This window comes from Rhodococcus sp. AD45-ID, from assembly GCF_003023755.1.
GTDB lineage: Bacteria > Actinomycetota > Actinomycetes > Mycobacteriales > Mycobacteriaceae > Rhodococcus_F > Rhodococcus_F globerula.
In genome coordinates, this window is record NZ_PYHL01000002.1 from 1,388,829 (window position 1) to 1,414,411 (window position 25,583).

Below are 25,583 nucleotides of genomic sequence, written 5' to 3' on the forward strand. Positions count from 1 at the left end.
AGGGGTTGACTGAAGATGGCACAGCCCATCGACACGCCGACGCAGGCTGCTAGGCCATCTGTTGATTCCCTTGCCGAGGCCGTGCGCGCAAATCAGCGCGCCGGCCTCGCCCGGGCGATCACCCTCGTCGAATCCACACGCGACGATCATCGGGCGCTCGCGCAGCAACTACTGCTGAAGTTGCTGCCCGAAGCCGGGGGAGCGCACCGCATCGGCATCACCGGCGTTCCCGGCGTCGGCAAGTCGACGTTCATCGACGCGCTCGGAATGTACTTGCTGGGCAAGGGACATCGGGTTGCGGTGTTGGCGGTCGATCCGTCGTCCACCCGCACCGGCGGCTCGATTCTCGGCGACAAGACGCGCATGGCTCGGCTTACCGTCGAACCGAACGCGTACATCCGGCCATCACCGACGTCCGGCACGCTCGGTGGTGTTGCCAAGGCAACCCGCGAGACCATCGTGCTTCTCGAAGCTGCCGGTTTCGACGTCATCCTGGTGGAGACAGTGGGTGTCGGGCAGTCCGAAGTCACTGTTGCCAACATGGTGGACTGCTTCACGTTCCTGACCCTCGCTCGTACCGGAGATCAGTTGCAGGGCATCAAGAAGGGTGTTCTGGAACTCGCAGATCTGGTCGCGGTCAACAAGGCCGATGGCAAGCATGAGCGCGAGGCGCAGGGCGCTGCCCGCGAACTTGCGGGAGCGCTTCGTCTGATCTACCCGCACGACGCTATCTGGAAGCCGCCCGTCATCACGATGAGCGGTCTCGAAGGTCTTGGCCTGGACGAGTTCTGGGGAACTGTCACCAAGCACCGTGAGGTGTTGACCGAGGCGGGTCAGTTCGAGGAGAAGCGTCGGAAGCAACAGGTCGACTGGACCTGGACGATGGTGAACGACCAACTGCTGCGCCGACTTTCGGCCAACGAGCACGTTCGCGCGATTCGTGCCGATGTCGAACGAAGCGTACGCGAAGGATCGTTGACTGCGGCGTTGGCTGCTCAACGGATTCTGGACGCATTCGACGGAAGCGACAAGTAGCACTAGAAGTCAGGCACGGTCGTTGCGACTCCTCATTTTCGAGGAGGTGCAACGACCGTGCTGTTTCTGCAGGTGCGGTGCACAACAGAGTCCGTGAGACGACCGATGTCGAACGTCAGAGGAGCTGTAATGCATGTGCCTTCGCCAGTGCCTCGTCGCGATTGTGTGCGTCCAGTTTCTTGTACAGGGAACGCAATTGCGACTTGATCGTGTTGGCGGAGACATGAAGTTGTCTGGACATCGAAACGGAGGTCATGCCGAGGGCAAGTAGTGCGAGGACCCGTTGTTCTCCACCGGTCAGGATGACAATGTGCACGGACTTCGGAAACGATTCCGGGGTAACGACATTCGTAAATTTCTCGAGTGCCTTCGATCGCGTGGATGCGGCCGCTTCCAGCTTCTCGATATCTTCGGCGGCGATGGTCGAGAAGGGGCGCAACAGTCCGGTCTGGTCTGCGATAGCGCAGGCGTAGGACCACGCCTCGATTGCACGATGATGCTCACCGAGTTCCGAATGTGCAACTGCTTGAACCAGAAGGGATTCCATCTGTGCGCGCGGGCACGGCTCGCCATTCCACTGGTACTGATTGCACAGGATGATCGCCGATTTGTTCTGGCCCATACGCTGTCGCACGCGTGCGACCGACACCAGGGTCCACGGGCTGCTTCCAGGATCGGCGATGCCCTCTGCAAGTGACGCGGCCTGGTTTCCTTCGCCGAGGGCTAGAAGTAGATCGATCTCGGTGGACAGCATCAGTGGCTCGGCAATGGACGTCGGATTGCACTGCGCGGAGTGGGCAGCGACTGTTCTGCGCAGCAACGACAACGCTGAGAACGCGTCACTGTTGCTGAGGGCGAACTGACTGCGGGCGTAGACGGTGAACGCCCAGAATTCGTCCGCATAGAGTGCATCGTTCTCGGTGGGGTGCCCAAGTTCGGTCAGTGCCCGTTCGGCATCTTCGAAATCGAGTGAATCGAGGGACACCAAGGCGCCGGCCGTTAATCCGGCAACCTTGACCTGGGATTGCATCTTTATCTCGACGTTTCGATGTTGGTTTTCGAGATCCAACCATTGCCGTGCGCGGCGTAGTTCACCGACTACCGCCCAGTTCAGTGCCGCTGTGCCGGCGGCGCTTCGCGCGATGTAGTCGATGCGCTGCGATTTCCCGCTCCAGTAGGCCATTCGCGCTAGGCCTGTCGATTCGGCAAGTCGGCCGTTCAGTTGAAAGGTGATTGCCCATTGCGCTCGCATGGTGGAAAGCCGATCGCTGATGTCGTGCCGATCGGTCTCAGTGATGTAGCGGCTCAGTTCGATCAGACGCACGGTGACATCTGCAGCGCGATCGTATTCGCCGACGTGCATGAGCATCAGAGCCTGGATGCAACCGATGGTGAGAGCTGACACGGCATCGGCACTCGCCCCGAGTTCGCGTAACTCATCAGCCGAATCGGGGAGTGAGGTCCCGAAGGTCACCTGCTCGTCGGGATGTTGCAGGTACAGATTGCGTGCGGCCCGGAAGCTCGAGTGCTTGTCGGTGGACTCGGGCGGAATCTGCTGGAAGGCAGAGCGAACCAACTCGAGATTGTCCGCGATCATCGTCGCCCAGTGCTTGTCGAGAATGTCGATTGCCAGCGCCCAGTCCTGTGCCTCGACTGCATAATCGAGCGCAGACGCGTGTTGTCCGGCATCGAGTTGAGCGCGCGATAGGTATGACAGGCGAGCGGCCGGATCACTTCCCCCGGAGGGTTGGGACGTCAGGATGGATTGTCGGATCGCCGGTGCCAGTCTCCAGGTTTCCACGACCTCGGTGTCGACATACGAGAGAACCCCGGCAGCTTCGAGCGCAATGAGTCGATCCCGAATGCGCTGAGAGGATTCGGAAGATTCGAGCAAGTGCATGACGGTATCAACGGTGAGCTCACGGGCTGCTGCCGTAGCGACGACAAGATCGTAGTGTCCGACCAGGTGCGCCTCGGCCGCGATAGATTCCTGGGTGTAGTGCTGGATTACTCGTCGTAGGTTATGCCGGAGAAGGTGTTCGCGTCCGACCTGCGTTGGAAGGTTTTTGAGTACCGAAATCGAACGGCGTACCAAAACTGGCAACCCGCCGGTCATTGAGTAAATATGTTCGATTTCGCCGGGAACGATATGTGCACCGGAACCTTCGAGAACGCTCGTCGTATCCTCGAGCGTGTAGAGAAGGTCGTGCGCGCTGATCGATTCCTGATCGAGATCGAGCAAATGAGGTTCGGGGAACACGGTGCGCCCCGTCAAGGTCACAACGAGATTGACGCATCGGCAATACTTGACGAGGTCGGCGAGGCTTTCGTCCAACTTGCCATCCACTTTGTCCGGCCTGATCAATACAAGAATGACCGGGCGCGAGTTGTCGCGGAGCATCCGAACTATCGCGGTGAATGGGTCTTGCTCTTGCTCGATCACAGGATTCGGCAAGACAATTCCGGCGCTGACGAACCTTTGCAGCGCGTGTGCCCAGTATTCACGAGCCGTCATGGATGGAGCGGGCTCAGGGATCCAGACGGAAATGCGCTCAGTCGCGCGAATGGTGCGCAACCACGAGGCGACCAGGGTGGATTTCCCGTAACCGATCGGTGCGCGAATAATGGTCAGCGCGGCATATTTATCGAGTTTCGTGAATTGCGGCTGGTGCGAAATCGACTCGGGGTGGGCGCGCCGGTCAGGAATTGACGACCAATTGTGGCGGTCCTTACCGATCACCAGAGCGGACTCCTTATATCGGCAGCTTTCGCGCCATGTGAACGGTTTGTCGTTTACTGCCGTTTGTTCACAAGGATCCTAGCCGGTGTTAATCGGGTGAACGAGGGATATTCCGACTTCGTCGTCTTTCTTCGTAGAATGCCGGTTCGTAGACGGGATCGCTCTTCGGCAGCTGAACTTATCGCTTCTCGGGCGCGACCGTCGGCTCCGTGATTTCTTTCTCGACGGCCAGTTCGATACCGGCGAACTCGCCTTGGGCTTCGGCTGCGGTGAGCTTGGACCGCTGCCACGCGTAGACCAGCAACGCGGCCCAGGCGCCGATGATTGCGACGTATCCGAGCACCGTCACAGCGCCGGTGATGTCGAAGGACTTGAACAGTTTCTGCGTATTGGTCAGCACGATCACACCGCCGACGGCAGTGCCGAGCAAGGTGGCGGGAACTCTACTGACCAGCCAGGCGGCGGCTGGAGCTGCGATGATTCCGCCGAGTGCCAGGCCGGCGACAACCAGGAGATTACCGGCAGATTCGCGGCCAAGCCCGACGAGGAAGCCCAACGACGCTGCTGATGCGACCAGGAACTCCGACGCGCTGACCGAACCGATCACGGTGCGCGGAGCAGTTTTGCCACGCGAGAGCAGGGTGCTGGTGGTGATAGGGCCCCAACCGCCGCCGCCGGAGGCGTCGATGAATCCTCCGAACAGACCGAGCGGGGATAGGAACCGAGCAGTGTGCGGTGTACTGCGAGCATGGGCGGTCGCGGGTGGGCGGACCGAGAAACGCAGCGCGACATAGACACCGATCGCGAGGAGGATTGTCGCCGTAATGGGGACCGCTGCTTCGGTAGACAGGCCGGACAAAACCGTCGCACCGGCAAATGCGCCTATTGCACCCGGAACACCGAGCTTGGCGACCAACTTCCAGTCGATGTTCTGGAACTTCCAGTGCGACAGACCCGAAGCCAAGGTAGTTCCGACCTCGGCAAGGTGCACAGCGGCACTGGCCTGGGCAGGCCCGAGCCCGCCGATCATCAGCAGGGTGGTTGCGGTGACACCGAACGCCATTCCGAGTGCGCCGTCGACAAGTTGAGCGCCGGCACCGACAAGTGTGAACAACAGCAGGTTGAACATGAGAAGACAGACTCCGAGCGAAGAAGCGACAAAGTCAGGGGTGCAGGCAGCGAGAAATCGCCGCTCAGCAACACGCCTGATCGAAGCATGCGCTACGACGAGTGGGCCAGAACGCCATCAATCCGAGCGCGAATGCCGGCGAGGCATCGGAGCTGGATATCTGCACGGTGGGGTCCTTTTATCTCGTTTGTGGGTTCTGTTCCTAGCGAGCATAACCGTTGACAGCGAATTTCAACCCACGGCGCGAGCGAACCGTCCCACCCGTTGGACAAGTTCATCGAAGAACTTCACCGGATCAGTGCTGATGGCGATGTCCGCATTGGGGTCACGTTTCCAGTGTCCGACCCAGTCGGCGACGGTGGTTCCGATCAGAAGTGGGCTCTCGGTTTCGACATCCACGGTTGCCGGCCTCAGTGTGGCCATCGTCGGGTCCAGGGCAATCGCAGCGGCAAACGGGTCGTGCATGTGCGCGAGGAATCCCTGGTCGTACTCCCGATGAAACTCCATGTAGAACCGGATGGCGTCGGACAGGTGCCGGATGACGCTGTTGGACGCGGCGCTGCGGACGTCCGGTCCGTCGTCCGGGGAAATGATCTCGGCCGGGGTGCTCCCAGCCGCTTCGGCAAGCCGACGGACGTGTTCCGGGAACATCTCGATCGACTCGGTGACATTGAGTCCACAAATGATCGGACGCCGGTGCGCCGGGACACCGGAAAACGCGTCGAACACTTCCTTCGCTGCGTGTGGGTCGACGGAGACGTTCCATTCGGCGGTAGGCGTGGTGTTTCCCGGGTAGTTGAACGATCCGCCCATCACGACCAATCGATTCAGCAGACGTGGGAGGTCGGGCTCGATCCGGATCGCGAGGGCAAGGTTCGTCAGGGGACCGGTCACCAGACCTGTGATCTGACCGGGATATTCACGAACCAGGTCCACCCACAATTCGGTGGCGGTACGTACCGACAACTCTCGCCCGGAATCGGGGAGTACCGCATGACCGATACCTTGCGGTCCGTGGGTTTCCTCGGTGGTCCGTAGCGGGATCACCAGGGGCACGGTGGCGCCCAGGGCAACCTCGATGTCGGGGGCTCCGCACAGCTCGAGCCAATTGAGATTGTTTGCCGCGACCTGTTCCACAGGGACGTTTCCGGCGGTGCTCGCGATCCCGAGAATCTCGGCTTCGGGGCTGGCCAGCAGATACAGCAGGGCCAGCGAGTCGTCGATGCCCGTGTCGATGTCGACAATCAGCTTGTGACGGTTATTCATCAGTAGCCGCCACAGTGGTAGGCGCGTTCAGGACAGGGAAGTTCACGGACCGCGCGATGAAGCATTTCGCGTGAGCGGGGCCGTGTAGAGCCTCAGCCTTGTCGACCATCGATGCGTCGGACACCAAAACCGTTGGATGCAAGGTTACTTCGATGAACTGGCCGTCACCATCCGCCTCCTCGATCATCGTGCCGACCGGCTGATCTGTGTAGTCGAGCACAACGACTCCGGCAGCGGCCGCCAGTCCGAGATACCAGAGCATGTGGCACTGAGCGAGCGATGCGACCAGCAGTTCTTCGGGGTTCCACCGCTCCGGGTCGCCACGAAAAGCGGGATCGGAACTGCCGAGGAGTTCGGGTTTGCCCGCAGCTGATACGGAATGGTCCCGCGAATAGGCTTGTGAACTGGATGTTCCGGTTCCCAGATCGCCTGTCCATTGCAGATCCAGGGTGTACGTATGCGACTTCACATGTCCATCTTGCCCTGTATGCGTCACTATCTCAGCGCGCCCACGCGGCAACGTCGTTGCCCCACTTCTGTGCTGGTCGCGGATAGTCGTCGAACTCGGCCAGCGCCGGCCGCGCGGTGGTGACTTCACCATGACTGACAACAACATCTGGCCCTGGCATCCTGGCCGGCCCAGGTTGCAGGGTTCGGCCCGGAGCATCGAGCAGTCGGACCCCGGTCCGAGCTAGTGCCACGTCGACATCGCGACCGAGCCCGTCCTGTCTCCGCAAGGTCAGCGCGTCCACGACGGCGGCCGCGAGGAAGTATCCGGTTGCGTGATCGAGCGCTTGGGCCGGGAGCGCACCAGGCTTGTCACCACCTTCGAGGAACGAGATCCCCGACGCGGCTTGCACGATGGAGTCGAATCCGCGTCGATCTGCCCACGGTCCGTCCCAGCCCCACGCACTGACCCGTCCGTGAATCAGGTGCGCGGGGAGTTCGTGCCCGATGAGTGCCTCGAGGGCGCCTGGCCGGTACCCGGTCACCAGCACGTCGGCGGCGTCGAGAAGTCCGCGGAAACGTGCGGAGCCTTCTTCGCTCTTCAGGTCGAGAAGTGCCGAACGCTTCCCTTGCCCCGTATCCAGGTGCTGCCATTCGATCTCCGGCATGCCTGGGGGATCCAGGCGCAGGACGTCGGCGCCGAGTAGAGCCAGCGCGCGTGTTGCGACAGGTCCGGCAATGACGCGGGTGAGGTCCAGAACACGCAATCGGGGCGAATGCGTGGGTGATCCTTCGGTGTCCCGGACTCGGATGGTTACGAGCGGCGCCGACCGCGCTGTGGCGTACTGCTCGCTCAGACGCCATTCGTTCTCGGTACGGACACGGACAGCGATAGCCCCGGCGTCTGCGGCGCGCTGTTCGATCTCGATGGCGTCGATCGCGGATATCCGTTGCACTACATCGTCTTTGGTTGCGCTGGAACCCAGTTCGAGGATGGACAGTAGTCGGTCGCGATGGTGCGGGTAGTTGCCGTGGGTGCGCACCCAGCCGTCGCGGGCGGCAAAGAAGCCCGAGTACGCCGAGAACGCGTCGACGGGTTGTCCGCCTATCCGCAGTAGTCGGTCACTGGAGAAGGACGCGGCGATGCGTTCGGGATCGAGGGTCCATGGCGTGCGATCAACCAGGGGAGAGCGGTCTATCGCCGACGCAAAAGCGGCCACTGATCCGGCGGCGAGGTCGAACACCGGTAGGTGCGCCGAGAGGTAACCCCCGGACTCGGGACAGGTGATCGAGGAGTGGACGTGCGCTCCGACATCGCGCTGGTACTCGTCCAGATAGAACCCGTAACCGTGCTCCATTCGATGCCTTTCGGGAGGTCAGCGACCGAGCAGGTCCCGGCACCGTTCGGCCAGCGTAGCGCGCAGCGGGGCGGCCCTCTCCGCCAACTGCTGTTGCTGCCGCACGTATTCGGCACGGCCAGCCGGTGTTTCGATGGCGATGGGGGAGTATCCGTAGTCGCGCAGATCGTAGGGACTGGCGCGCATGTCGAGTTCACGCGCCAGGAGTGCGTGCTCGAAGCAGGCCATCACCAGATCGGAATCGACGAGCGGCAGAAGTTTGAAGCTCCATTTGTAGAGATCCATCCCGGCGTGCAGGCATCCGGGCTGCTCGTAGTCGATCTGCGTGTCGCGAATCAGGTTGAGCGCATTCTTCGGAGCCGCGTCCGGAGTGAAGAAGCGGAACGCGTCGTAGTGAGTGCATTTGAGGGGCAAGGATTCCACTACGGCGTCGGTACCCGCGAATCCCAGTCGCAGGGGAACAGACTGATGGCGGATCGCTTCCTCGCCGCCCCGGTACACCATTGCCCACTCGTGCAAACCGAAGCAACCGAGCACCGCGGGGCGCGAAGAGGTCTGGTTCAACAGATTCCAGACGAATTCGACCGTGGGCAGTCGACGCTCGAGCACGGATCGATCGACGCTCGCGCAACCGGATTCGTCGACGCGATACCCCGAGAACTCTGCGTACTCGGATCCGGCCTCCAGCGCTACGCCGTATCCGGGGTGCCAGCGTCGAAGCTGCGCGGGCTTGAAGTTGTAGTACGTGAACAGGAAATCATGCACCGGGTGAGAAATACCGGCACTGCGACGCGCCCGGTGCGGCCCGACAAGCTGCTCCACTTTTTCGAAGTGCAGAGCTTGCCGAGCCGTCCACTCGCCATGTGCGAGCGCGAGTGTTTCCACCGAACGTGTCATGGATCAGTTGTTCCGTTGTCCCGGAACAGCATCGGTTCCGCGGTGAGTGCCGTCGCGGACGGTGCCGACGTACTCCTCGAGGAGGTCTTCCAATGCCACGATGCCGATGACAACGCCGTCGGCATCGGTGACGGCACCGAGGTGTGAGCTGGCGCGACGCAGGCCTGCCAACGCTTCGGCGAGCGGCGTGCTGAGCGGAACGACGGGCAACGGACGGATATCCGACGTGGGTACGACGGTATCCGGCCCGGCAGCTTCGTCGAGAACCTCGTCGAGCACGTCCTTGAGGTGCACGTATCCGGCCAGAGTGCCGTCGGCAGCTCGGACGGGGTAGCGCGAGTAGCCCGTTTCGATGACGGCCCGCTCGATGTCGCCCAGCGTGGTGCCGGTCGGGGTCAGCGGGATGGTCCGCACCTTGTCGAGAGTGATCAGCACTTCCGACACCGTGCGATCGGTCGATTCGAGGGCCTGCTTCAACCGGCGGTGCTCTTCGGCGTCGATAAGCCCTTCGGAGCGGGATTCACCGATCATCGCGGACAACTCCACCGCCGAGACGGTGACATCGAGTTCGTCCTTCGGTTCGACTCGCAACAGACGCAGAATCCCGTTAGCGCAGATGTTGTAGAACGCAATGATCGGGCGCGCGATCTTGATGAACGCCAGGTGGATCGGCACGAGAAGCATCGCAGTCTTCTCCGGACCAGCCAGCGCGATGTTCTTGGGCACCATCTCACCGAGCAGGATGTGCAGCACAACCACCAACGACAGTGCGATCGCAAACGAAATCGGATGCAGCAATCCGTCCGGCAGGCCGGCCGCTTCCATCGGCACCTCGAGGAGATGCGCGATTGCGGGTTCGGCGACCTTACCGAGAAGGATCGAACAGATCGTGATGCCTAGCTGCGCCGCGGCGAGCATGAGCGACAGATTCTCGCCGGCCTTGATGACGGTGAGTGCCCGCTTCTTGCCCTGGGCGACCAACGCTTCGAGTCGGTCGCGGCGAGCAGAAATCAGCGCGAATTCCGCGCCGACGAAAAACGCGTTGCCTGCCAGCAGTACTACGGTGAGGAGAACGCCGAGAAGGTTATTCATCGTCGGACTCCTCTGTGCGCTCTGCTGCTGATTCGGGTTCGACATCGGCGGGGACCGGAGTGATGGTCACGCGGTCGATACGACGGCCGTCCATCGAGGTGACTCGCGCAATCCATTTGCCACGGTGATCGCCGGACGCGTCGACGTCGGGCAATGCCACTTCGTCGCCCTCGTCGGGGATGCGTCCCAATTCGGTGAGCACCAAGCCGCCGAGGGTGTCGTAATCGCCTTCGGGTGCGGTGTACCCGGTAGCTGAGGTGACTTCGTCGATGCGCAGGAGCCCGGAGCAGGACCATCCGTCGCCGACGCGCTGGACGTCGAGTTCAGGTTCGTCGTGCTCGTCGCGCACGTCGCCCACGATTTCCTCGATGAGGTCTTCCATGGTGACGATGCCGGCGGTTCCGCCGTATTCGTCGACCACGAGTGCGACCTGCATGCCGTCCGAGCGGATGCGTTCCATGACGGCGTCACCGTCGAGGCTCGACGGGACAACCGGCACGCGCTGCGCGAGGCTGTCGACTCGCGTCGTGCGTCGTCGCTCGGCGGGAACCGTGAACGCGTGTTTGATGTGGACAACCCCGACGGTGTCGTCGAGGTCACCGCGAACAACGGGGAACCGTGAATAGCCGGTACGGGATGCCGTCACGATGAGATCGGCGACGGTATCCGACAACTCGAGTGATTCGATTTTCACGCGGGGTGTCATGAGTTCTTCCGCTGTGCGCTCACCGAACTGCAACGACCGGTTGACCAGAAGCGCAGTGCCCGCGTCGATGGAACCACGCTGCGCCGACGTGCGCACCAGCGAGCCGAGCTCCTGCGGGGAACGTGCCGAGCGCAGTTCCTCGGCAGGCTCTATGCCCAGGCGCCTGACGATCCAGTTGGCGGTTCCGTTGAGACCGTTGATCGCCCACTTGAAGACCAGCGAGAAACCGGCTTGCAAACCGGCTGTGGCGCGGGCTGTCGGCATCGGCTTGGAAATCGCCAGGTTCTTGGGGACAAGCTCACCGAAAATCATCGAGAACGAGGTCGCGATAACCAAGGCGAGGATCAATGACGTTGTGGACGCTGCTGATTCGCTCAGCCCGACGGCCTTCGCGACCGGAGTGATGAACCGGGCGAGAACAGGCTCGGCCAGGTAACCGGTGATGAGTGTGGTGATCGTGATGCCGAGCTGCGCACCGGACAACTGAAACGAGAGCGTCTTGTGTGCGTGCTGGACCTGACGCGAACGGAGGTCGCCGTCACGAGCAGCTTCGTCGACGGTGCTGCGCTCGAGCGCGGTAAGTGAGAATTCTGCCGCCACGAAGAGGGCGGTGCCTGCGGTCAGTGCGATGAAGCCGAGCAGGCTGAGAATGGTGAATGCGATGTCCATCGATCATCGCCACCCAAGTGGAGAGCGAAGTGCGCCGGGTTTGTCTCCCGGCTCGCTAGAGGAGCCCTCCGAACCAGCGGAATCAGATGATTCCTCGGATATGACGACGGGTGTTGCGCCGGGTAAGTGTGTGGGTGCCTCGGGCACCGGGTTCCTCTCGTCGGGCCGATGACTTCTCGGCTTTAGCGGGCTCGGTCGGGTTGCCGATTGGCACCCGACCGAGTTTCATTTGTTGTTTCCAAGTTCGATGATACCGGCGAGTGCCCGGGCTTTGGGAGCCGAGCACCCGCCGTTCGTCACAATTACCGATTCACCAGCCGGCGGGAAGTGGCCGTCCCTCGGCAAATCCGGCTGCAGACTGCACGCCGAGGACTGCCTTGTCGTGCAGTTCCTCGAGTGAACGCGCCCCGGCATACGTGCAGGTACTGCGGACACCGGAACAGATCTGGTCGATCAGATCCTCGACGCCGGGACGCTCGGGATCAAGTCGCATGCGTGAACTCGAGATGCCTTCCTCGAACAAACCCTTGCGGGCGCGATCAAAAGCCGTCTCGGTGGCGGTGCGCGCAGCAACGGCGCGCTTGGACGCCATACCGAAGCTCTCCTTGTACGCGTTGCCGGCCTGATCGACCTTGAGATCGCCCGGCGACTCGTACGTGCCGGCGAACCACGAGCCGATCATGACATTCGACGCGCCCGCAGCCAGAGCCAGCGCTACATCGCGCGGATGGCGCACTCCACCGTCAGCCCACACGTGTTTGCCCAATTCGCGTGCTGCCGCGGCGCATTCGGCAACAGCCGAGAACTGCGGTCGTCCGACGCCGGTCATCATGCGTGTTGTGCACATCGCGCCTGGTCCGACACCGACCTTGACGATGTCGGCGCCCGCGGCGATGAGATCACGGGTGCCCTGCGCGGAGACCACGTTTCCGGCCACCAGAGGCACACCGAGATCCAGAGCTTTGAGCGTGGTCAGTGCGTCGATCATGCGCTGCTGATGCCCGTGGGCGGTATCGACGACGATGACGTCGGCGCCGGCGTCGACCAGCGCTTTGGCCTTGGCACCCACATCGCCGTTGACCCCGACCGCCGCGGCAACGCGCAGCGCGCCGTTGGCATCCACGGCGGGGTCGTAGATCCCGGCACGAATTGCACCGGTACGAGTCAGGACTCCGGCGAGTGTGCCGTCGTCGTTGACGATGACGGCAAGCGGATCGTGCTTGGTTTCGAGTAGTTCGAACACCTCACGCGTTGTTGCGGTGACCGGTGCTGTGACGAAGTCGGTGATCGCGACGGTACGAAGGCGAGTGAACCTGTCGACGTCCGCGCAGGCAGCCTCGGTGACCACGCCGAGCGGCTTGCCGTCCTCGACGACGACAACCGCGCCGTGCGCCCGTTTGGGCAGCAAGGCCAACGCGTCGGAGACAGCGTCCTCGGGGCTCAGGGTCACCGGAGTGTCGGCGACGAGATGACGGCTCTTCACGAACGCCACCGTTTCGGCGACCGCTTCGGTGGGGATGTCCTGCGGGATGATGACCAACCCGCCGCGCCTGGCGACAGTTTCGGCCATTCGGCGACCGGCGACTGCGGTCATGTTGGCGACGACAACCGGAATGGTGGTTCCCGAGCCGTCGGCCGACGCAAGATCGACGTCGAACCGGGACGTCACGTCAGTCCGGTTGGGGACGAGGAAGACATCGTCGTAGGTCAGGTCGTATGGGGGGCGTTGCCCTTCGAGGAACTGCACGTTTCACGAGCTTACCGGCGACGGCGCAGTTACGCCGATTGTTTCGCGTCCTTGCGACCGCGAGAGCGCGATGGTGGTGACGATCATGACGGCCACCGCGCAACCGATGACGAGAATCCCGAGGCCCTCGACTCGTAGTCGCTCGTCGAGAACCGTCATACCGAGGAACACTGCCGCGATCGGTTCGCCGATGGTCAAGGCCGGCAACGACGCAGACAACGGACCCACCTGGAACGCTCGTTGCTGCACATACACGCCGATAGCACCCGACGCGATGAGAGCCCAGGTCTGCCACGCGCTCACTACGCCGACAAAACCGTGCTCCAGAAGCTCGGTCACGTATTTCGTGAATGCGACGGCTATACCGAAGTAGATGCCCGCTGCGGCTCCGAGAAGCAGCGCGCGCCATCCGGCATCGAGTTTGGACAAGCCGCCGATGGTGGCAACGACGGCCACTCCGACCGTGATCGCCAGCGGCACCGCCCAGTCCGACCACGGAGCATTACTGTCGCCTTCGGTGGGATCACCGACTACCAGGAAGACGGCCAGGGCAATGGCAAGCATGACCGCAAACGTCCAAGCCGTTCGAGTGATCCGGATCCCCGAGAACTTTGCCGAAAGCGGCAGCGCGAACAACAAGGACGACACGATCAACGGCTGCACCACCAACACCGAACCGAGTGCCAGCGCGAGGGCCTGCATGACGTAACCGCCGCCGTCGCCGATCAGGCCGGCCCACCACCGGGGACTTCGGATCAACGACGCCACCAGCGCGCCGCCCTCAGGCACCGACGACGCGGCCCGCTGTTGAGCTACCGACGCGCACGCGAAGAGCAGTGCGGCAGCGAGTGCGCAGATGATCGAGATCAGTGGAAGATCGCCCATAGATCTCAGTGTGCGCGTTTGCCTCCGGCTTTTCCGGCAGACGGGCGACCCGAATTCGGTGTACCTGTTCCGCGGCGCGGCGTGAGCCCCTTGGACGCGAGGCGCTCCGAACGTGTGGGGACGGGAGTGCCGTCGGCGCGAATCTTCTTCACCGTCTTGGGATCGGTGACCCGGCGCGACGCAACAGCGCGCTTGTCACCGTCCTTCTTCATCCGGCCGCCGGCAGCTGTGCGGCCAGCAGTGTCGTGTTCCTGGCGCCCACGCTTGGCCGTGTGTGTGACCTCGATGGTCGTATCGGGAGCTGCGACGGGGATTCCCGTCGGTTCCATGGCTCCGGTGATGCGGGTGAGTTCCAGATCGTCTGGACGGACCCGAACGCTGTGAACCTTCACGCCGGCCGCCTTGGTCAGCTTCTCGACCCCCGCGCGTTCCTCGTCGGTCACGATCGTCACGACAACACCCGATTCACCTGCGCGGGCCGTACGACCGGCGCGGTGCAGGTAATCCTTGGCCTCGGCGGGCGGATCGACATGGACAACCAGCGTCACGTCGTCGACATGGATGCCGCGGGCGGCGACGTCGGTAGCCACCAGGACCGGCGTCGTGCCGTCGGAGAACGACGCGAGGGTCTTGGTCCGGTTGTTCTGCGTCTTTCCGCCGTGCAGGGCTCCGGCGGACACGCCGATCAAATGCAGTTGCTGCGCAAGACGATCCACGCCGTGCTTCGTCTTGACGAACATGATGGTTCGTCCCGCACGCGAAGCGATATGTGCGACAACGGATCTCTTGTCCACCTGGTCCACGAACAGCAGGTGATGTTCCATGGTGGAGACCGTCGCAACCGGGGGAGCGGTGGCGTGCGATGCCGGGTTGCGCAGGTAGCCTGCGACCAAATCGTCGACCTTGCCGTCCAACGTTGCCGAAAAGAGAAGGCGTTGACCATCTTTCGGAGTCGTGTCGAGAATCTTGGCAACCTCGTCGATGAAGCCCATGTCTGCCATGTGGTCCGCTTCGTCGATCGTGGTGATCACAACGTCGTCGAGGATCACCGACTTCTGCTCGAGCAGATCGAGCAACCGGCCAGGCGTGGCGATCAGCAGATCGACCCCGCGAGCCAGAATGTCGGCCTGACGCTTGATCGGGACGCCGCCCACCGCGCTCGCTACCCGCAAGCCGACCTCGGTGGCCGCGTCGTCGAGCGCTTTGTGAATCTGAATTGCCAGTTCGCGGGTGGGAGCGAGCACCAATCCGCGGGGGCGATTGCGTTTGCTTGCGCCGCCCTTGAGGCGGACCAGCATGGGAAGCCCGAAAGCCAAAGTCTTGCCGGAACCTGTCGCGCCACGCCCCAGAACGTCGCGGCCTGCCAGCACATCGGGAATCGTGGCAGCCTGGATGGGGAACGGAGCATCAATCCCGTGTCGGCGCAGTGCGTGCACCATCACAGCGGGGATTCCGAGGTCGATGAACGAGCGCCCTTCGGTTGATGTGGGCGAGTCGATCGTCGATTTCGGCATTTGTCCAGGCTACCGGGTATCGGTAGACGCAGGTGACCGCGTCTACCGATACCGGGTGTGAATCAGGCCTCGATTTCGCTACGGTCGCCGCTCCACAACGTGTGGAACTTGCCGGGCTTGTCGATGCGCTCGTAGGTGTGAGCGCCGAAGAAGTCACGCTGACCCTGAGTCAACGCAGCCGGGAGACGCTCCGCGCGCAGTCCGTCGTAGTACGACAGCGACGACGCGAATGCCGGCACTGGGATGCCGAGCATCGTCGCGGTGGCGACAACACGACGCCAGCTGTCGATTCCTGCTTCGATGGCTTCACGGAAGTACGGAGCGAGAATCAAGCTCGGCAGCGACGGATCAGCGTCGAACGCGTCCTTGATGCGGTTGAGGAACTGCGCGCGGATGATGCAACCACCGCGCCAGATCGTTGCCAGATCCGCAGGCTTGACGTCCCAGTTGTACTCGGCGCTACCGGCCGCGATCTGGTCGAAGCCCTGCGCATATGCCACGATCTTCGAGGCGTACAGCGCTGCCTGGATGTCCGCGGCGAACTGCTCGGCATCAGCAGGCTTGTCACCGAGCGAACCCGAAGCCAAGCCCTGAGCCTGAGCTGCGGCGCGCTGCGTGCGGCTACCGGAGAGTGCGCGAGCGAACACGGCCTCGGCGATACCGGTAACCGGTACTCCGAGATCCAGAGCGGACTTGACCGTCCAGCGGCCCGTGCCCTTCTGCTCGGCAGCGTCGACGATGACGTCGACCAGCGGCTTACCCGTCTCGGCGTCGACCTGACGCAGAACCTCGGCTGTGATCTCGATCAGGTACGACTCGAGCGTGCCCTTGTTCCACTCGGTGAAGACGTCGGCGACCTGGCCGGCGTCGTAACCCAGAGCGTCACGGAAGAGGTTGTACGCCTCGCCGATGAGCTGCATGTCGGCGTACTCGATGCCGTTGTGCACCATCTTGACGAAGTGACCGCTGCCGTCCGGACCGATGTGCGTGCAGCACGGGGTGCCGTCGACGTGAGCGGAGATGGATTCGAGGAGGGGGCCGAGAGCCTCGTAGGACTCCTTCGGACCGCCCGGCATGATCGAGGGACCGTTGAGCGCGCCTTCTTCGCCACCGGAGATACCAGCGCCGACGAAGTGGAGTCCACGCGCACGGATAGCGGCCTCACGGCGAATCGTGTCCGTGTACAGCGAGTTGCCGCCGTCGATGATGATGTCGCCCGGCTCCATCGCATTGGCGAGCTCTTCGATCACAGCGTCGGTCGGCGCGCCGGCCTTGACCATGATCAGCACGCGACGCGGCTTCTGCAGCGCGGCAACAAATTCCTCGACAGTCTCGGTGCGCACGAAGTCGCCCTCGGAACCATGGTCGGCGATCAACGCATCGGTCTTCGCGATGCTGCGGTTGTGCAAGGCAACGGTGTGACCGTGGCGGGCGAAATTGCGGGCAATATTCGAACCCATGACGGCCAGTCCGGTGACGCCGATCTGTGCCCGGGGTGATTCGGTGCTAGTGGTTGACATGCTTACAGCTTTCCCTCTCGGTCCGCGGCTGTGAAATCCTGCGCCTGGCGCAGCCGAAAAACTGTGCGGCCGCGACGCGCGTGAACATCAGACCGTGCATACAAAACACGGATGCAGATCACTTTATTGCAGTGACCTGCATCCGTCTCGATACAGCTTCCGGCGTGGCCGGAGTGTGATCAATATTCAGTTGGTGAGCCGCAGCTCAGCGAGTGTATTACCGCTGATCGCGCTTCGGTCCGTCGAAGCCGTCGTAGCTACGACGGTCGGTGCGGCTGCGGAATCCGCCGCCACTGGTCGAGCCTGCGCGGTCGCTGCTGTCGCGGTTGCCTTGGTATCCACCCGTCGAGCGGTTGCCCTGGTATCCGGTGGAGGGGCGGCTGTCGCGGTCTCCGTAGGACGGGCGGCTGTCGCGGTTGCCCTGGTATCCGCCGCGGCTTTCGCCGTCACGGTTGCCCTGGTATCCACCCGACGAGCGATTTCCCTGGTAGCCGGTGGAGGGGCGGCTGTCGCGGTCTCCGTACGAAGGGCGGCTGTCGCGGTTGCCCTGGTAGCCGCCGGAGGAGCGGTTGCCCTGGTATCCGCCGCGGTCGCTGCTGTCGCGGTTGCCCTGGTATCCACCGGAAGAACGATCGCCCTGGTAGCCGCCTGAAGAGCGGTTGCCCTGGTAGCCGCCGCGGCTTTCGCCGTCACGGTTGCCCTGATATCCACCCGAGGAACGATCACCCTGGTAGCCGCCCGAGGAGCGGTTGCCCTGGTATCCGCCACGGTCGCTGCTGTCGCGGTTGCCCTGGTATCCACCCGACGAGCGATTTCCCTGGTAACCACCGGAAGAGCGGTTGCCCTGGTAGCCACCACCTTCACGGTTGCCCTGGTAACCGCGTGAACCACCGCGGTCGCCGAAGGAGCGCTCGCCACGAGAAGAGCTCTCGCGCAACGGTTCTCCGGTGGGCTTCTTGGCTCCGGTGATGCGAGCGAGCTCGGCGGAACCCGGGGTGACGGGAACGGCTGCGGCGTTGACGCCCGCCATTCCGGTCAGGCGCTTGAACTGACGCTTCTGGTTCGGCAGAACGATCGCAACGACAGTTCCCTTCTCACCGGCGCGAGCCGTACGGCCTGCGCGGTGAAGGTAATCCTTGTGATCGGCCGGGGGGTCGACATGAACGACGAGGTCAATGCCGTCGACGTGGATGCCGCGGGCTGCGACGTCGGTGGCAACAAGGACGGGAGTGCGGCCGTTCTTGAAACGCTCGAGGACGCGGGTGCGCTGGTTCTGTGCCTTGCCGCCGTGCAGGGACTCTGCGGCGATTCCGACTGCGCGGAGGCGATCGGTGATGCCTTCGCAACCGAGCTTGGTGCGGGCGAACATGATGGTTCGTCCGTCACGGGCGCCGATCTCAGCGAGAACAGAGTCCTTCTGCCCGCGATCGACGAGGAGTACGTAGTGCTCCATCGTGTCGACGCTCGCGCGGCCGTCTTCGGTGGAGTGGGTGACGTGGTTGGCCAGGAACTGACGAACCAGCGACTGGACCTCACGGTCGAGAGTTGCGGAGAACAGCAGACGCTGTCCGTCGGCCGGGGTCTCACCGAGGATCGAGCGAACCTCGGGCAGGAAGCCCATGTCCGCCATCTGATCGGCTTCGTCGAGTGCGGTGATTTCCACCGAGTCGAGGATGCAGGTGCCCTGGCGCAGGTGATCGCCCAGACGACCCGGCGTAGCCACGAGGACGTCGACGCCGCGGCGGAGCTGATCGACCTGCTTGGCGAACGGAGTACCACCGACGGCGGGACGGACCGTGAGTCCGAGAGCACCGGCGTAGGAGTTCAGGGAGTCGACCACCTGGAATGCAAGTTCACGGGTCGGGACCAGCACGAGTGCGCGAGGACGCTTCGCGGCCGGACGATCTTCGTGGCGTGACAGGCGGGTCAGCATCGGCAGACCGAAGGCCAGGGTCTTGCCCGATCCGGTCTGTGCGCGGCCCAGAACGTTGGTGCCGGCAAGCGCGTCCGGGATGGACTGAGCCTGGATGGGCGACGGGCTGGTGATGGAGTTGCGGGCCAGGGCGGCAACAAGCTGCTCGGGCAGGCCGATTTCGGCAAAAGTGATGGTGGGCTCAGCTGAGACGGCCCCGGTGGCGGCTTTGTCTTCAGCGGCGGGTGTTACTACGACATCTTCTGCGATGTTCTCAGAAGACGACATTTGGACAGCGTTGGTCACGCGGAAACCTCTCCGGACTACGGGCACGTCGCGGAGCGGAAGAAGTCATGCTTGAACACACGACACAGTTCGCAAAGGGACGAGCCAGGGCACATGTCACCTGGCAATCCGAACGCATACTGCGGGGAATTGGGCTGTGTGCCGTTAAATGTTGATGAACCACGATGGTGGCCGGGCTCTACTGTACGCCACTCGCTGCCGGGAAGTCAGGTAACCCCGCGTGTGACCTGTACTACTACAGCGCGTTCTGCTGGTCAAGACCTTAGTACGCGTTGAGAAGTAAGCGAAGTTCGGTGAGCCATGGCACTGCGACGGCGACCGTGGGGACAACCAGAATCGTGATGGCGGCAAGGTAGGCACATACCGCAACACGGGGATCGGCAGCGTCTGTCGAGAGTCGCTGGACGCGGATCAACGTCGACGGACCGCCGGCTGCCATGGCGCCACGCGGTGCGGTCGAACCTGCACACGCGACCAGTGCCCGGGCTAAGGGAGTCGGGCCCGTGACGCGAACCGCGGAATCGTCGGCCAGCAATTCGACCAGCAATTGGACGGATCCGAGGGCGGACTTGCTACGGACGAACCGGGGGAACGCATGGTTGACCGCGGTGAATGCTTCGAGAACCAGATCGTGACGCGCGCGCAGGTGTGAACGCTCGTGCGTGAGAATTGCCTTGACCTCGGCATGATCGAGGTTTTGCAACGTTCCTTGGCTCAGGACCACCCGCTGACGTATTCCGGGCAGGCAGTACGCGATGGGTTCTTCGACATCGAGAACGCGCAGGTCCGGGGTGCGCTCCACCGCGGCGGGCATGGCGCAGTCGTCGAGTAGATCCACGAGGATGCGGTGGCGTGCGCGTCGCCGCCGAGTTCGTACACCCACTTGCAGGATCGAAAAAATCAGTTTCGCGCCGATGAGCAAGGTGAGCGCAAATACCACGACGTACAGAATCCACAGTGGCAAACCAAGAGCGTCGATCTCAGCGGTCGGCGCAGTGGTCGGTCGTCCGTCCGGTCCTGGAACCAGGAGCTGACTGGCAATGGCCAAGCCCGAGCTGAAAGCTGACAACACCGCGGCAAGCGCGATGGCCTGCCACAGGACGAGAGCCGCACGCGGCGCCCGGTACGGCCACGTGGAGCGGCTCAGGAGTGCTGGTACCGGACCCGCTAGCAACAACGCGAGGATTCCGAAAACCAGTGCAGTGGTGGCGTTCATGACCTAGTCATCATGCACGAAGAAATCAGTTAGGCCTAGAAAATCTACGGCCGCACATCTTTTTTCGCGGATTCGCGCACCTCGAGAGCGGCAAGTGCTTCGCGCAAAGCGTCAGCCTCGTCGGCATTGACCTGGCCGACGAAGTGAACCAGGGCTGCGGCTCGACCGTCTGACTCCGGCGCTTGAGCCAGAGCGTCGACCATCAGGCTCGCGACCAACTCTTCACGCTTGTTCACCGGGAGGTAGCGATGTGCGCGATCGTCACGTTGCTGAATCACCAGGTGCTTCTTCGCGAGTCGTTGCAGGACGGTCATGACCGTCGTGTACGCCAGTTCGCGATGTGTTGCGAGTGCTTCATGCACCTGTCGCACAGTTTGGGGTTCGGTTGTAGACCACAAATGATCCATAACCGCGCGTTCGAGTTCACCTAGACCTGCCATTCTTCGATTCTACGGACTTCCACGACGAAATACGTACTACTGGTAGTAGTAAGGGCGGATCAATCAGTGTGGTATTGGACATAGTGAGCTGTAGGACAGATAACGTGGATGGAGACCGTGGCCACGTCAGAGCAGAGTCGATCAGTAGAAAGTAGTCGCGCGCAGATGAAGATCGACAGTTCCTCTGAGTCCACGCCTCTCTCGACCCGACTGTCGGCGTACGGGGGTAAAGCCCGGGAGCTTGTTCGTTTCGGAATTCGGGATGCCCCGATGACGACGTCGATCGTGGTCATCACGTGGGTTCTGGGTGCGGCGACGGGAAGCCTTGTGCATGGGCCGTCGAGATCGCTGGCTCACCAGATTGCCGTCGGAATGGGTTCGCTGCAACACGGGCGACTATGGACACCACTGACATCTGCGCTGTGGGAGGGGAACCTTCTGCGGTACATCGGCGCGACCGTGCTGTTGCTCGTTGTCGCCGCACCCCTCGAACGACGCATGGGCACGGTGAAACTCGCGATCGCGGCGGTCACAACGCAGATACTGGGCGTGATCCTTGGGCTGGGGTGGGCGTCGCTGGCCAAGGTTGTCGACGCCAGCTGGGGGTTTCGCCTCCACTCGGGAGCCGCGGTGGGCGCAAGCGCCTGGGTCGTGGGGGCTCTGATGGTCGCCACCGCGAACATGGGAACGCTGTGGCGTCGACGCATCCGCGTGGGCGTTCTCGCTCTCACCATCACGCTCGCGTTGTTCAGTGGGCAACTTCAGGACGTCATCCGCCTCTTCGCCGGTGTGGTCGGGTTGGTGATCGGTGCGTGGATCGTCGGTAGGTCAGCGCGCGGTGACCGAATCGTCGGGACTCAGCGGGAAGGCCGCGTGCTGGTGGCCATAGTTGTCGCGGCGAGTGCGATCGGGCCGATGATCGCGGCACTCTCCCCGGAGGCAGTGGGACCCTTGGCTGTTCTCCGCGATCTGTTCCGCGGTGTTCCCTGGACAGTGGCCGAGGTCCGCGACCTGTGTGCCGAGTCGTCGACCGACCCGGATTGCCGACGCGGATTGTTGGAACTGCGCTTGTCCGGGATCGGGCCGACGTTGCTCTCGCTCATGCCCTCGATCTTCGTGCTCGTGCTCAGCGACGGTTTGCGGCGCGGCCGGCGCTTCGCCTGGATCGCCACGGTGTGCGCGCAGGTGATCCTGTTGATTCTCTCGATCGGGAACTTCGTCATCCGGTTCGTCGATGCAGCAGACAGCGAGAGTTTGTTCTACGGCATCGGTGACCCCAACGTGTATCGGACGTTGGTGCCGTTCCTCACCCCACTGTTCGTCCTGATCATGTTGATCCTCACGCGGCGATATTTCGACGTGTCCGCTCCGGCCGGAACCTATCGGAAACTGGCAGTGTCACTCTTAGCGCTACTCGCCGGTCTGATCGTGGTGTACGTGGGCGGGGGAATGGTTGCGCGCCACGGGTTCGACCGCGAACCGAGCGTCGCGTTACTTCTGGCTGATTTTCCGCAACGGTTGGTGCCGCCTGTCTATCTGCAACTGGTTGATCCGCGGCTTCTGCCCGTCGACATCGAAGCGACTCTGTTGTTCGAATGGACAGGTGTGGTGTTCTGGATGGCCGCATCGATTCTCGTGTTCGTGACGTTCCGCAAACCCGTCGACGCACTTGATCCGCGGGACGCCGCGCGCGCCCGAGCGATGCTGATCGCCGGAACCGGAAGCCCGCTGTCGTGGATGACGACGTGGACGGGAAATACCTTCTGGTTTTCGTCGGACGGCTCGAGTTACGTTGCGTACCGCGTTATTTCCGGGGTGGCTCTTACTACCGGTGACCCGGTGGGGCCACCCGGTCACCTGCGAGACACCATCGGCGAGTTTGCAGAATTCGCTACGGAAAACGGCTGGATCCCGTGCTTCTACTCGGTCACCGACGACGTTCGAGCGATTACGGATTCGATGGGGTGGAGCGGCCTGCAGGTTGCCGAGGAAACGATTCTCGATCTGGGCGAGATCGCGTTCACCGGTAAACGATTCCAGGACATTCGAACGGCGTTGAATCGGGCGAAGAAGTCCGGCATCACGGCCGAATGGATCAACTATCCGCACGCCGCGATCGCCGTCAAGGATCAGATTGTCGCGATTTCCGAGGAATGGGTCGCAGACAAGGGAATGCCGGAAATGGGCTTCACGCTCGGCGGACTCAATGAAATCGACGACGACAACGTGCGATGCCTGATCGCGATCGACGAGGAACGCACGGTCCACGGTGTCACATCATGGCTGCCCGTGTACCGGGACGGCCGAATCGTGGGCTGGACTCTCGACTTCATGCGGCGCCGTTCCGAGGGTTTCAGGCCGACCATGGAGTTCCTGATCGCGTCGGCTGCCCTGAGTTTGGAATCCGAGGGAGTCGAATTCCTGAGTCTCTCGGGTGCCCCGCTGGCGAAGGTCGCGACGGATGACGGCTCGGATTCGGTTGAGCTGGAAGCGATGACATTGTCCGGCGTGATGGACAACGTGCTCGAATTCTTGGGGCGCACCCTCGAACCCGTGTACGGTTTCCGCTCGCTGCTGGCCTTCAAATCGAAGTTCCAGCCGCGATATGTGCCCATGCACATGGTGTTCGCCGATCCTGCCGCGCTGCCGAGTATCGGCAACGCAGTAGGGCGGGCGTACCTGCCTACCGTGTCGCTCGGTCAGGGAGTGAAGTTGGTGCGGACGATCATCGGTCGATGAGCGAATGCCGTCAGGAAGGCTGTGCGGCCGGCCCGCCGACGGTACCGAAAACATGTCGAGTTCCGATGGGCACGATCAGCGGGCGATCCGAGACCGGGTCGTCGATGACAGCGGCTTCGAGACCGAACACCTCGAGGAGCAGTTCCGCAGAGATGATGTCTTTCGGAACTCCCGAGGCGACGATGGCGCCGTCCCGCATCACGATCAAATGGTCGCTGTAGCGCACCGCGAGATTGAGATCGTGCAGGATCATGACCACAGTGCGGCCCATCTCCTCGTGCAATTGATCAACGAGGTCGAGAACCTCCATGGAGTGCGCAAGATCCAGGTAGGTCGTTGGCTCGTCGAGCAGAAGGATATCTGTGCCCTGCGCCAGCGCCATCGAGATCCACGCCCGCTGCCGCTGACCGCCGGACAGCTGATCGACCGGACGATCTGCAAGATCTGATACCCCGGTCAACTCGAGCGCCTGAGCTACTTCGCCTTCGTCGTCTGCCGACCATTGACGGATCCACGACTGGTGGGGATGGCGGCCACGCGCAACCAGATCGGCGACGGTCAACCCTTCGGGAGCGACTGGAGTTTGCGGCAACATGCCAAGCACTCGTGCGACGTCCTTGGTCTTCATCGAGCTGATTGCCTTGCCGTCCAACACAACCGACCCACTCTTGGGCTTGAGCAGTCGTCCCAGAGCACGCAAGAGCGTCGACTTACCGCAGCCGTTCGGTCCGATGACCGTCGTGATCACGCCGGTCGGGATTTCGAGATCAAGACCGTCGACGATGATGCGATCCCCGTAACCCAGGGTGAGATCCTTTGCGACGAGACGTGCGGGGGCGTCGACGGACTGGGACAACGTGGTCATGCTGTGACCTTCCGATTGTTACGAACCAAGAGGTAGAGCAGGAACGGTCCGCCGAGCGCTGATGTCACGATGCCGACCGGCAATTCGACGGGAAGAACCGTGCGGGCGATCACGTCACTGCCGACAACAAGCACAGCGCCGGTGAGCGCGGACGCGACGATCGGGGGGCCGGCAGATCGCACCAAGCGCATCGCTACCTGCGGAGCAGCCAGGGCGACAAAGCCGACAGGCCCGGCAGCGGCGGTGGCGATCGCAGCCAATGCGACGGACGAGAGCAGGAGCTTGGCCTGTGACGACTGAAGGCGCACGCCCAGTGACGTCGCGTTGTCCTCGCCCAATCGCAGTGCACCCATGGTGAACGACGCGATCACGGCGTATCCACCGACAACTACCACCGCGACGGCAACCGGCCACATCTGGTTCCAGGTCGCTCCGTTCAGCGAGCCGTTCAGCCATACCTGGGCCCGGGACGCATCGTTGATATCGGCTGAAATCAGGAGCCACCCGGTAGTTGCCACCAACATCGCGTTGACGCCGATGCCGATCAGGATCAGACGGAATCCTTCGACGCCTTTGCGCCACGCCAGCGTGTAGATGACCACGGCGGTCAGTAGCCCGCCCGCCAGCGCTGCCAGCGGAATGCCGAGTGTCGCAAGCAGACCCACAAACGATCCGCCACCACCGAGAACGATCAGTGCGACAGCGGCGGCGCTGGAACCGGCGGTGATACCCAGGATGTCCGGACTGGCGAGTGAATTGCGGGCGATGGTCTGCGTGATCGCGCCGGCGATGCCGAGTGCCATACCGATGAACAGAGCTGTCAGTGACCGGGGCAGGCGGAGATCGAAGACGATGAGGTTCTGGGTTTTTGTGCCGCCGCCGAACAGAACTGAAATCACATCGGGGATGGAGATCGGGTAGTCGCCGCGTCCGACGCTCAGGCAGATCAGCACGAACAGTGCGGCAGTCAGTGCAACGCACACCGACACCGCCAGCGGGCGATACACCAGCGAGAACGAACCGACACGAATCGCTTTGCGGGAGGGAACAGTTCGGGGGAGCGCACCAGGTTCACCCCGGAGAACCTTGCCTTGTGTGAT

19 protein-coding genes are annotated in these 25,583 nt (G+C 62.7%); 2 read left to right on the top strand and 17 right to left on the bottom strand.

Annotation, left to right across the window (positions count from 1 at the left end; genetic code table 11):
* Nucleotides 1-15: 15 nt before the first annotated feature.
* Nucleotides 16-1,035, top strand: coding sequence for a methylmalonyl Co-A mutase-associated GTPase MeaB (meaB, locus tag C7T36_RS22690; RefSeq protein WP_045067731.1), 1,020 nt, complete (start codon nt 16-18; stop codon nt 1,033-1,035).
* Nucleotides 1,036-1,150: 115 nt separating this feature from the next.
* Here the strand turns inward: meaB and C7T36_RS22695 are convergent, their stop codons facing one another.
* From C7T36_RS22695 to C7T36_RS22765, 15 genes are all read right to left on the bottom strand, one after another.
* A complete protein-coding gene (locus C7T36_RS22695; RefSeq protein ID WP_045067732.1) occupies nt 1,151-3,775 on the bottom strand; it encodes a LuxR C-terminal-related transcriptional regulator in 2,625 nt (874 codons plus the stop codon).
* A gap of 178 nt (nt 3,776-3,953) precedes the next feature.
* Nucleotides 3,954-4,904 (bottom strand): sulfite exporter TauE/SafE family protein, encoded by a 951-nt coding sequence (locus C7T36_RS22700; RefSeq protein ID WP_033232063.1) that lies wholly within the window; start codon nt 4,902-4,904, stop codon nt 3,954-3,956.
* Nucleotides 4,905-5,135: 231 nt separating this feature from the next.
* Nucleotides 5,136-6,170: a nucleoside hydrolase gene (locus C7T36_RS22705; protein ID WP_045067733.1), complete on the bottom strand. Its 1,035-nt coding sequence runs from the start codon at nt 6,168-6,170 to the stop codon at nt 5,136-5,138.
* Nucleotides 6,163-6,639, bottom strand: a complete 477-nt coding sequence (locus C7T36_RS22710; RefSeq protein WP_033232061.1) for an OsmC family protein — start codon at nt 6,637-6,639, stop codon at nt 6,163-6,165. Before C7T36_RS22710 ends, C7T36_RS22705 begins: the two co-directional genes overlap by 8 nt.
* A 31-nt stretch (nt 6,640-6,670) precedes the next feature.
* Nucleotides 6,671-7,975 carry a CoA transferase gene (locus tag C7T36_RS22715; protein ID WP_045067734.1) on the bottom strand — a complete coding sequence of 435 codons (1,305 nt, stop codon included), beginning with the start codon at nt 7,973-7,975 and terminating at the stop codon, nt 6,671-6,673.
* A gap of 18 nt (nt 7,976-7,993) precedes the next feature.
* Nucleotides 7,994-8,872 carry a hypothetical protein gene (locus tag C7T36_RS22720; RefSeq protein WP_045067735.1) on the bottom strand — a complete coding sequence of 293 codons (879 nt, stop codon included), beginning with the start codon at nt 8,870-8,872 and terminating at the stop codon, nt 7,994-7,996.
* 3 nt (nt 8,873-8,875) lie between these two features.
* A complete protein-coding gene (locus C7T36_RS22725) occupies nt 8,876-9,964 on the bottom strand; it encodes a hemolysin family protein (protein ID WP_045067736.1) in 1,089 nt (362 codons plus the stop codon).
* Nucleotides 9,957-11,339: a hemolysin family protein gene (locus tag C7T36_RS22730; RefSeq protein WP_045067737.1), complete on the bottom strand. Its 1,383-nt coding sequence runs from the start codon at nt 11,337-11,339 to the stop codon at nt 9,957-9,959. The genes C7T36_RS22725 and C7T36_RS22730 overlap by 8 nt, the downstream gene beginning before the upstream one ends.
* 310 nt (nt 11,340-11,649) lie before the next feature.
* The gene (locus C7T36_RS22735; RefSeq protein ID WP_033232056.1) at nt 11,650-13,086 is read right to left on the bottom strand and encodes a GuaB1 family IMP dehydrogenase-related protein; all 1,437 of its coding nucleotides are present in this window, start codon (nt 13,084-13,086) and stop codon (nt 11,650-11,652) included.
* Nucleotides 13,087-13,089: 3 nt separating this feature from the next.
* The gene (locus tag C7T36_RS22740; RefSeq protein ID WP_033232055.1) at nt 13,090-13,971 is read right to left on the bottom strand and encodes a DMT family transporter; all 882 of its coding nucleotides are present in this window, start codon (nt 13,969-13,971) and stop codon (nt 13,090-13,092) included.
* A gap of 5 nt (nt 13,972-13,976) precedes the next feature.
* On the bottom strand, nt 13,977-15,485 hold the full coding sequence (locus C7T36_RS22745) for a DEAD/DEAH box helicase (protein WP_045067738.1): 1,509 nt from the start codon (nt 15,483-15,485) through the stop codon (nt 13,977-13,979).
* 62 nt (nt 15,486-15,547) lie between these two features.
* On the bottom strand, nt 15,548-17,005 hold the full coding sequence (gene gndA / locus C7T36_RS22750) for an NADP-dependent phosphogluconate dehydrogenase (protein WP_033232053.1): 1,458 nt from the start codon (nt 17,003-17,005) through the stop codon (nt 15,548-15,550).
* Nucleotides 17,006-17,222: 217 nt separating this feature from the next.
* Nucleotides 17,223-19,205: a DEAD/DEAH box helicase gene (locus tag C7T36_RS22755; RefSeq protein ID WP_239654729.1), complete on the bottom strand. Its 1,983-nt coding sequence runs from the start codon at nt 19,203-19,205 to the stop codon at nt 17,223-17,225.
* 280 nt (nt 19,206-19,485) lie between these two features.
* A complete protein-coding gene (locus tag C7T36_RS22760; protein ID WP_033232051.1) occupies nt 19,486-20,439 on the bottom strand; it encodes a M56 family metallopeptidase in 954 nt (317 codons plus the stop codon).
* Between the two features lie 44 nt (nt 20,440-20,483).
* Entirely contained in the window at nt 20,484-20,879 is a 396-nt protein-coding gene (locus tag C7T36_RS22765) for a BlaI/MecI/CopY family transcriptional regulator (protein ID WP_033232050.1), read from the bottom strand.
* A gap of 165 nt (nt 20,880-21,044) precedes the next feature.
* Here C7T36_RS22765 and C7T36_RS22770 point away from each other — a divergent pair, with 165 nt between their 5' ends.
* Nucleotides 21,045-23,618, top strand: a complete 2,574-nt coding sequence (locus C7T36_RS22770) for a rhomboid family intramembrane serine protease (protein ID WP_045067740.1) — start codon at nt 21,045-21,047, stop codon at nt 23,616-23,618.
* A gap of 10 nt (nt 23,619-23,628) precedes the next feature.
* Here C7T36_RS22770 and C7T36_RS22775 read toward each other — a convergent pair whose 3' ends face one another.
* Complete coding sequence (locus C7T36_RS22775; RefSeq protein WP_045067741.1) at nt 23,629-24,483, bottom strand: ABC transporter ATP-binding protein; 855 nt, start codon at nt 24,481-24,483, stop codon at nt 23,629-23,631.
* Complete coding sequence (locus tag C7T36_RS22780) at nt 24,480-25,583, bottom strand: iron chelate uptake ABC transporter family permease subunit (RefSeq protein ID WP_045068076.1); 1,104 nt, start codon at nt 25,581-25,583, stop codon at nt 24,480-24,482. The genes C7T36_RS22775 and C7T36_RS22780 overlap by 4 nt, the downstream gene beginning before the upstream one ends.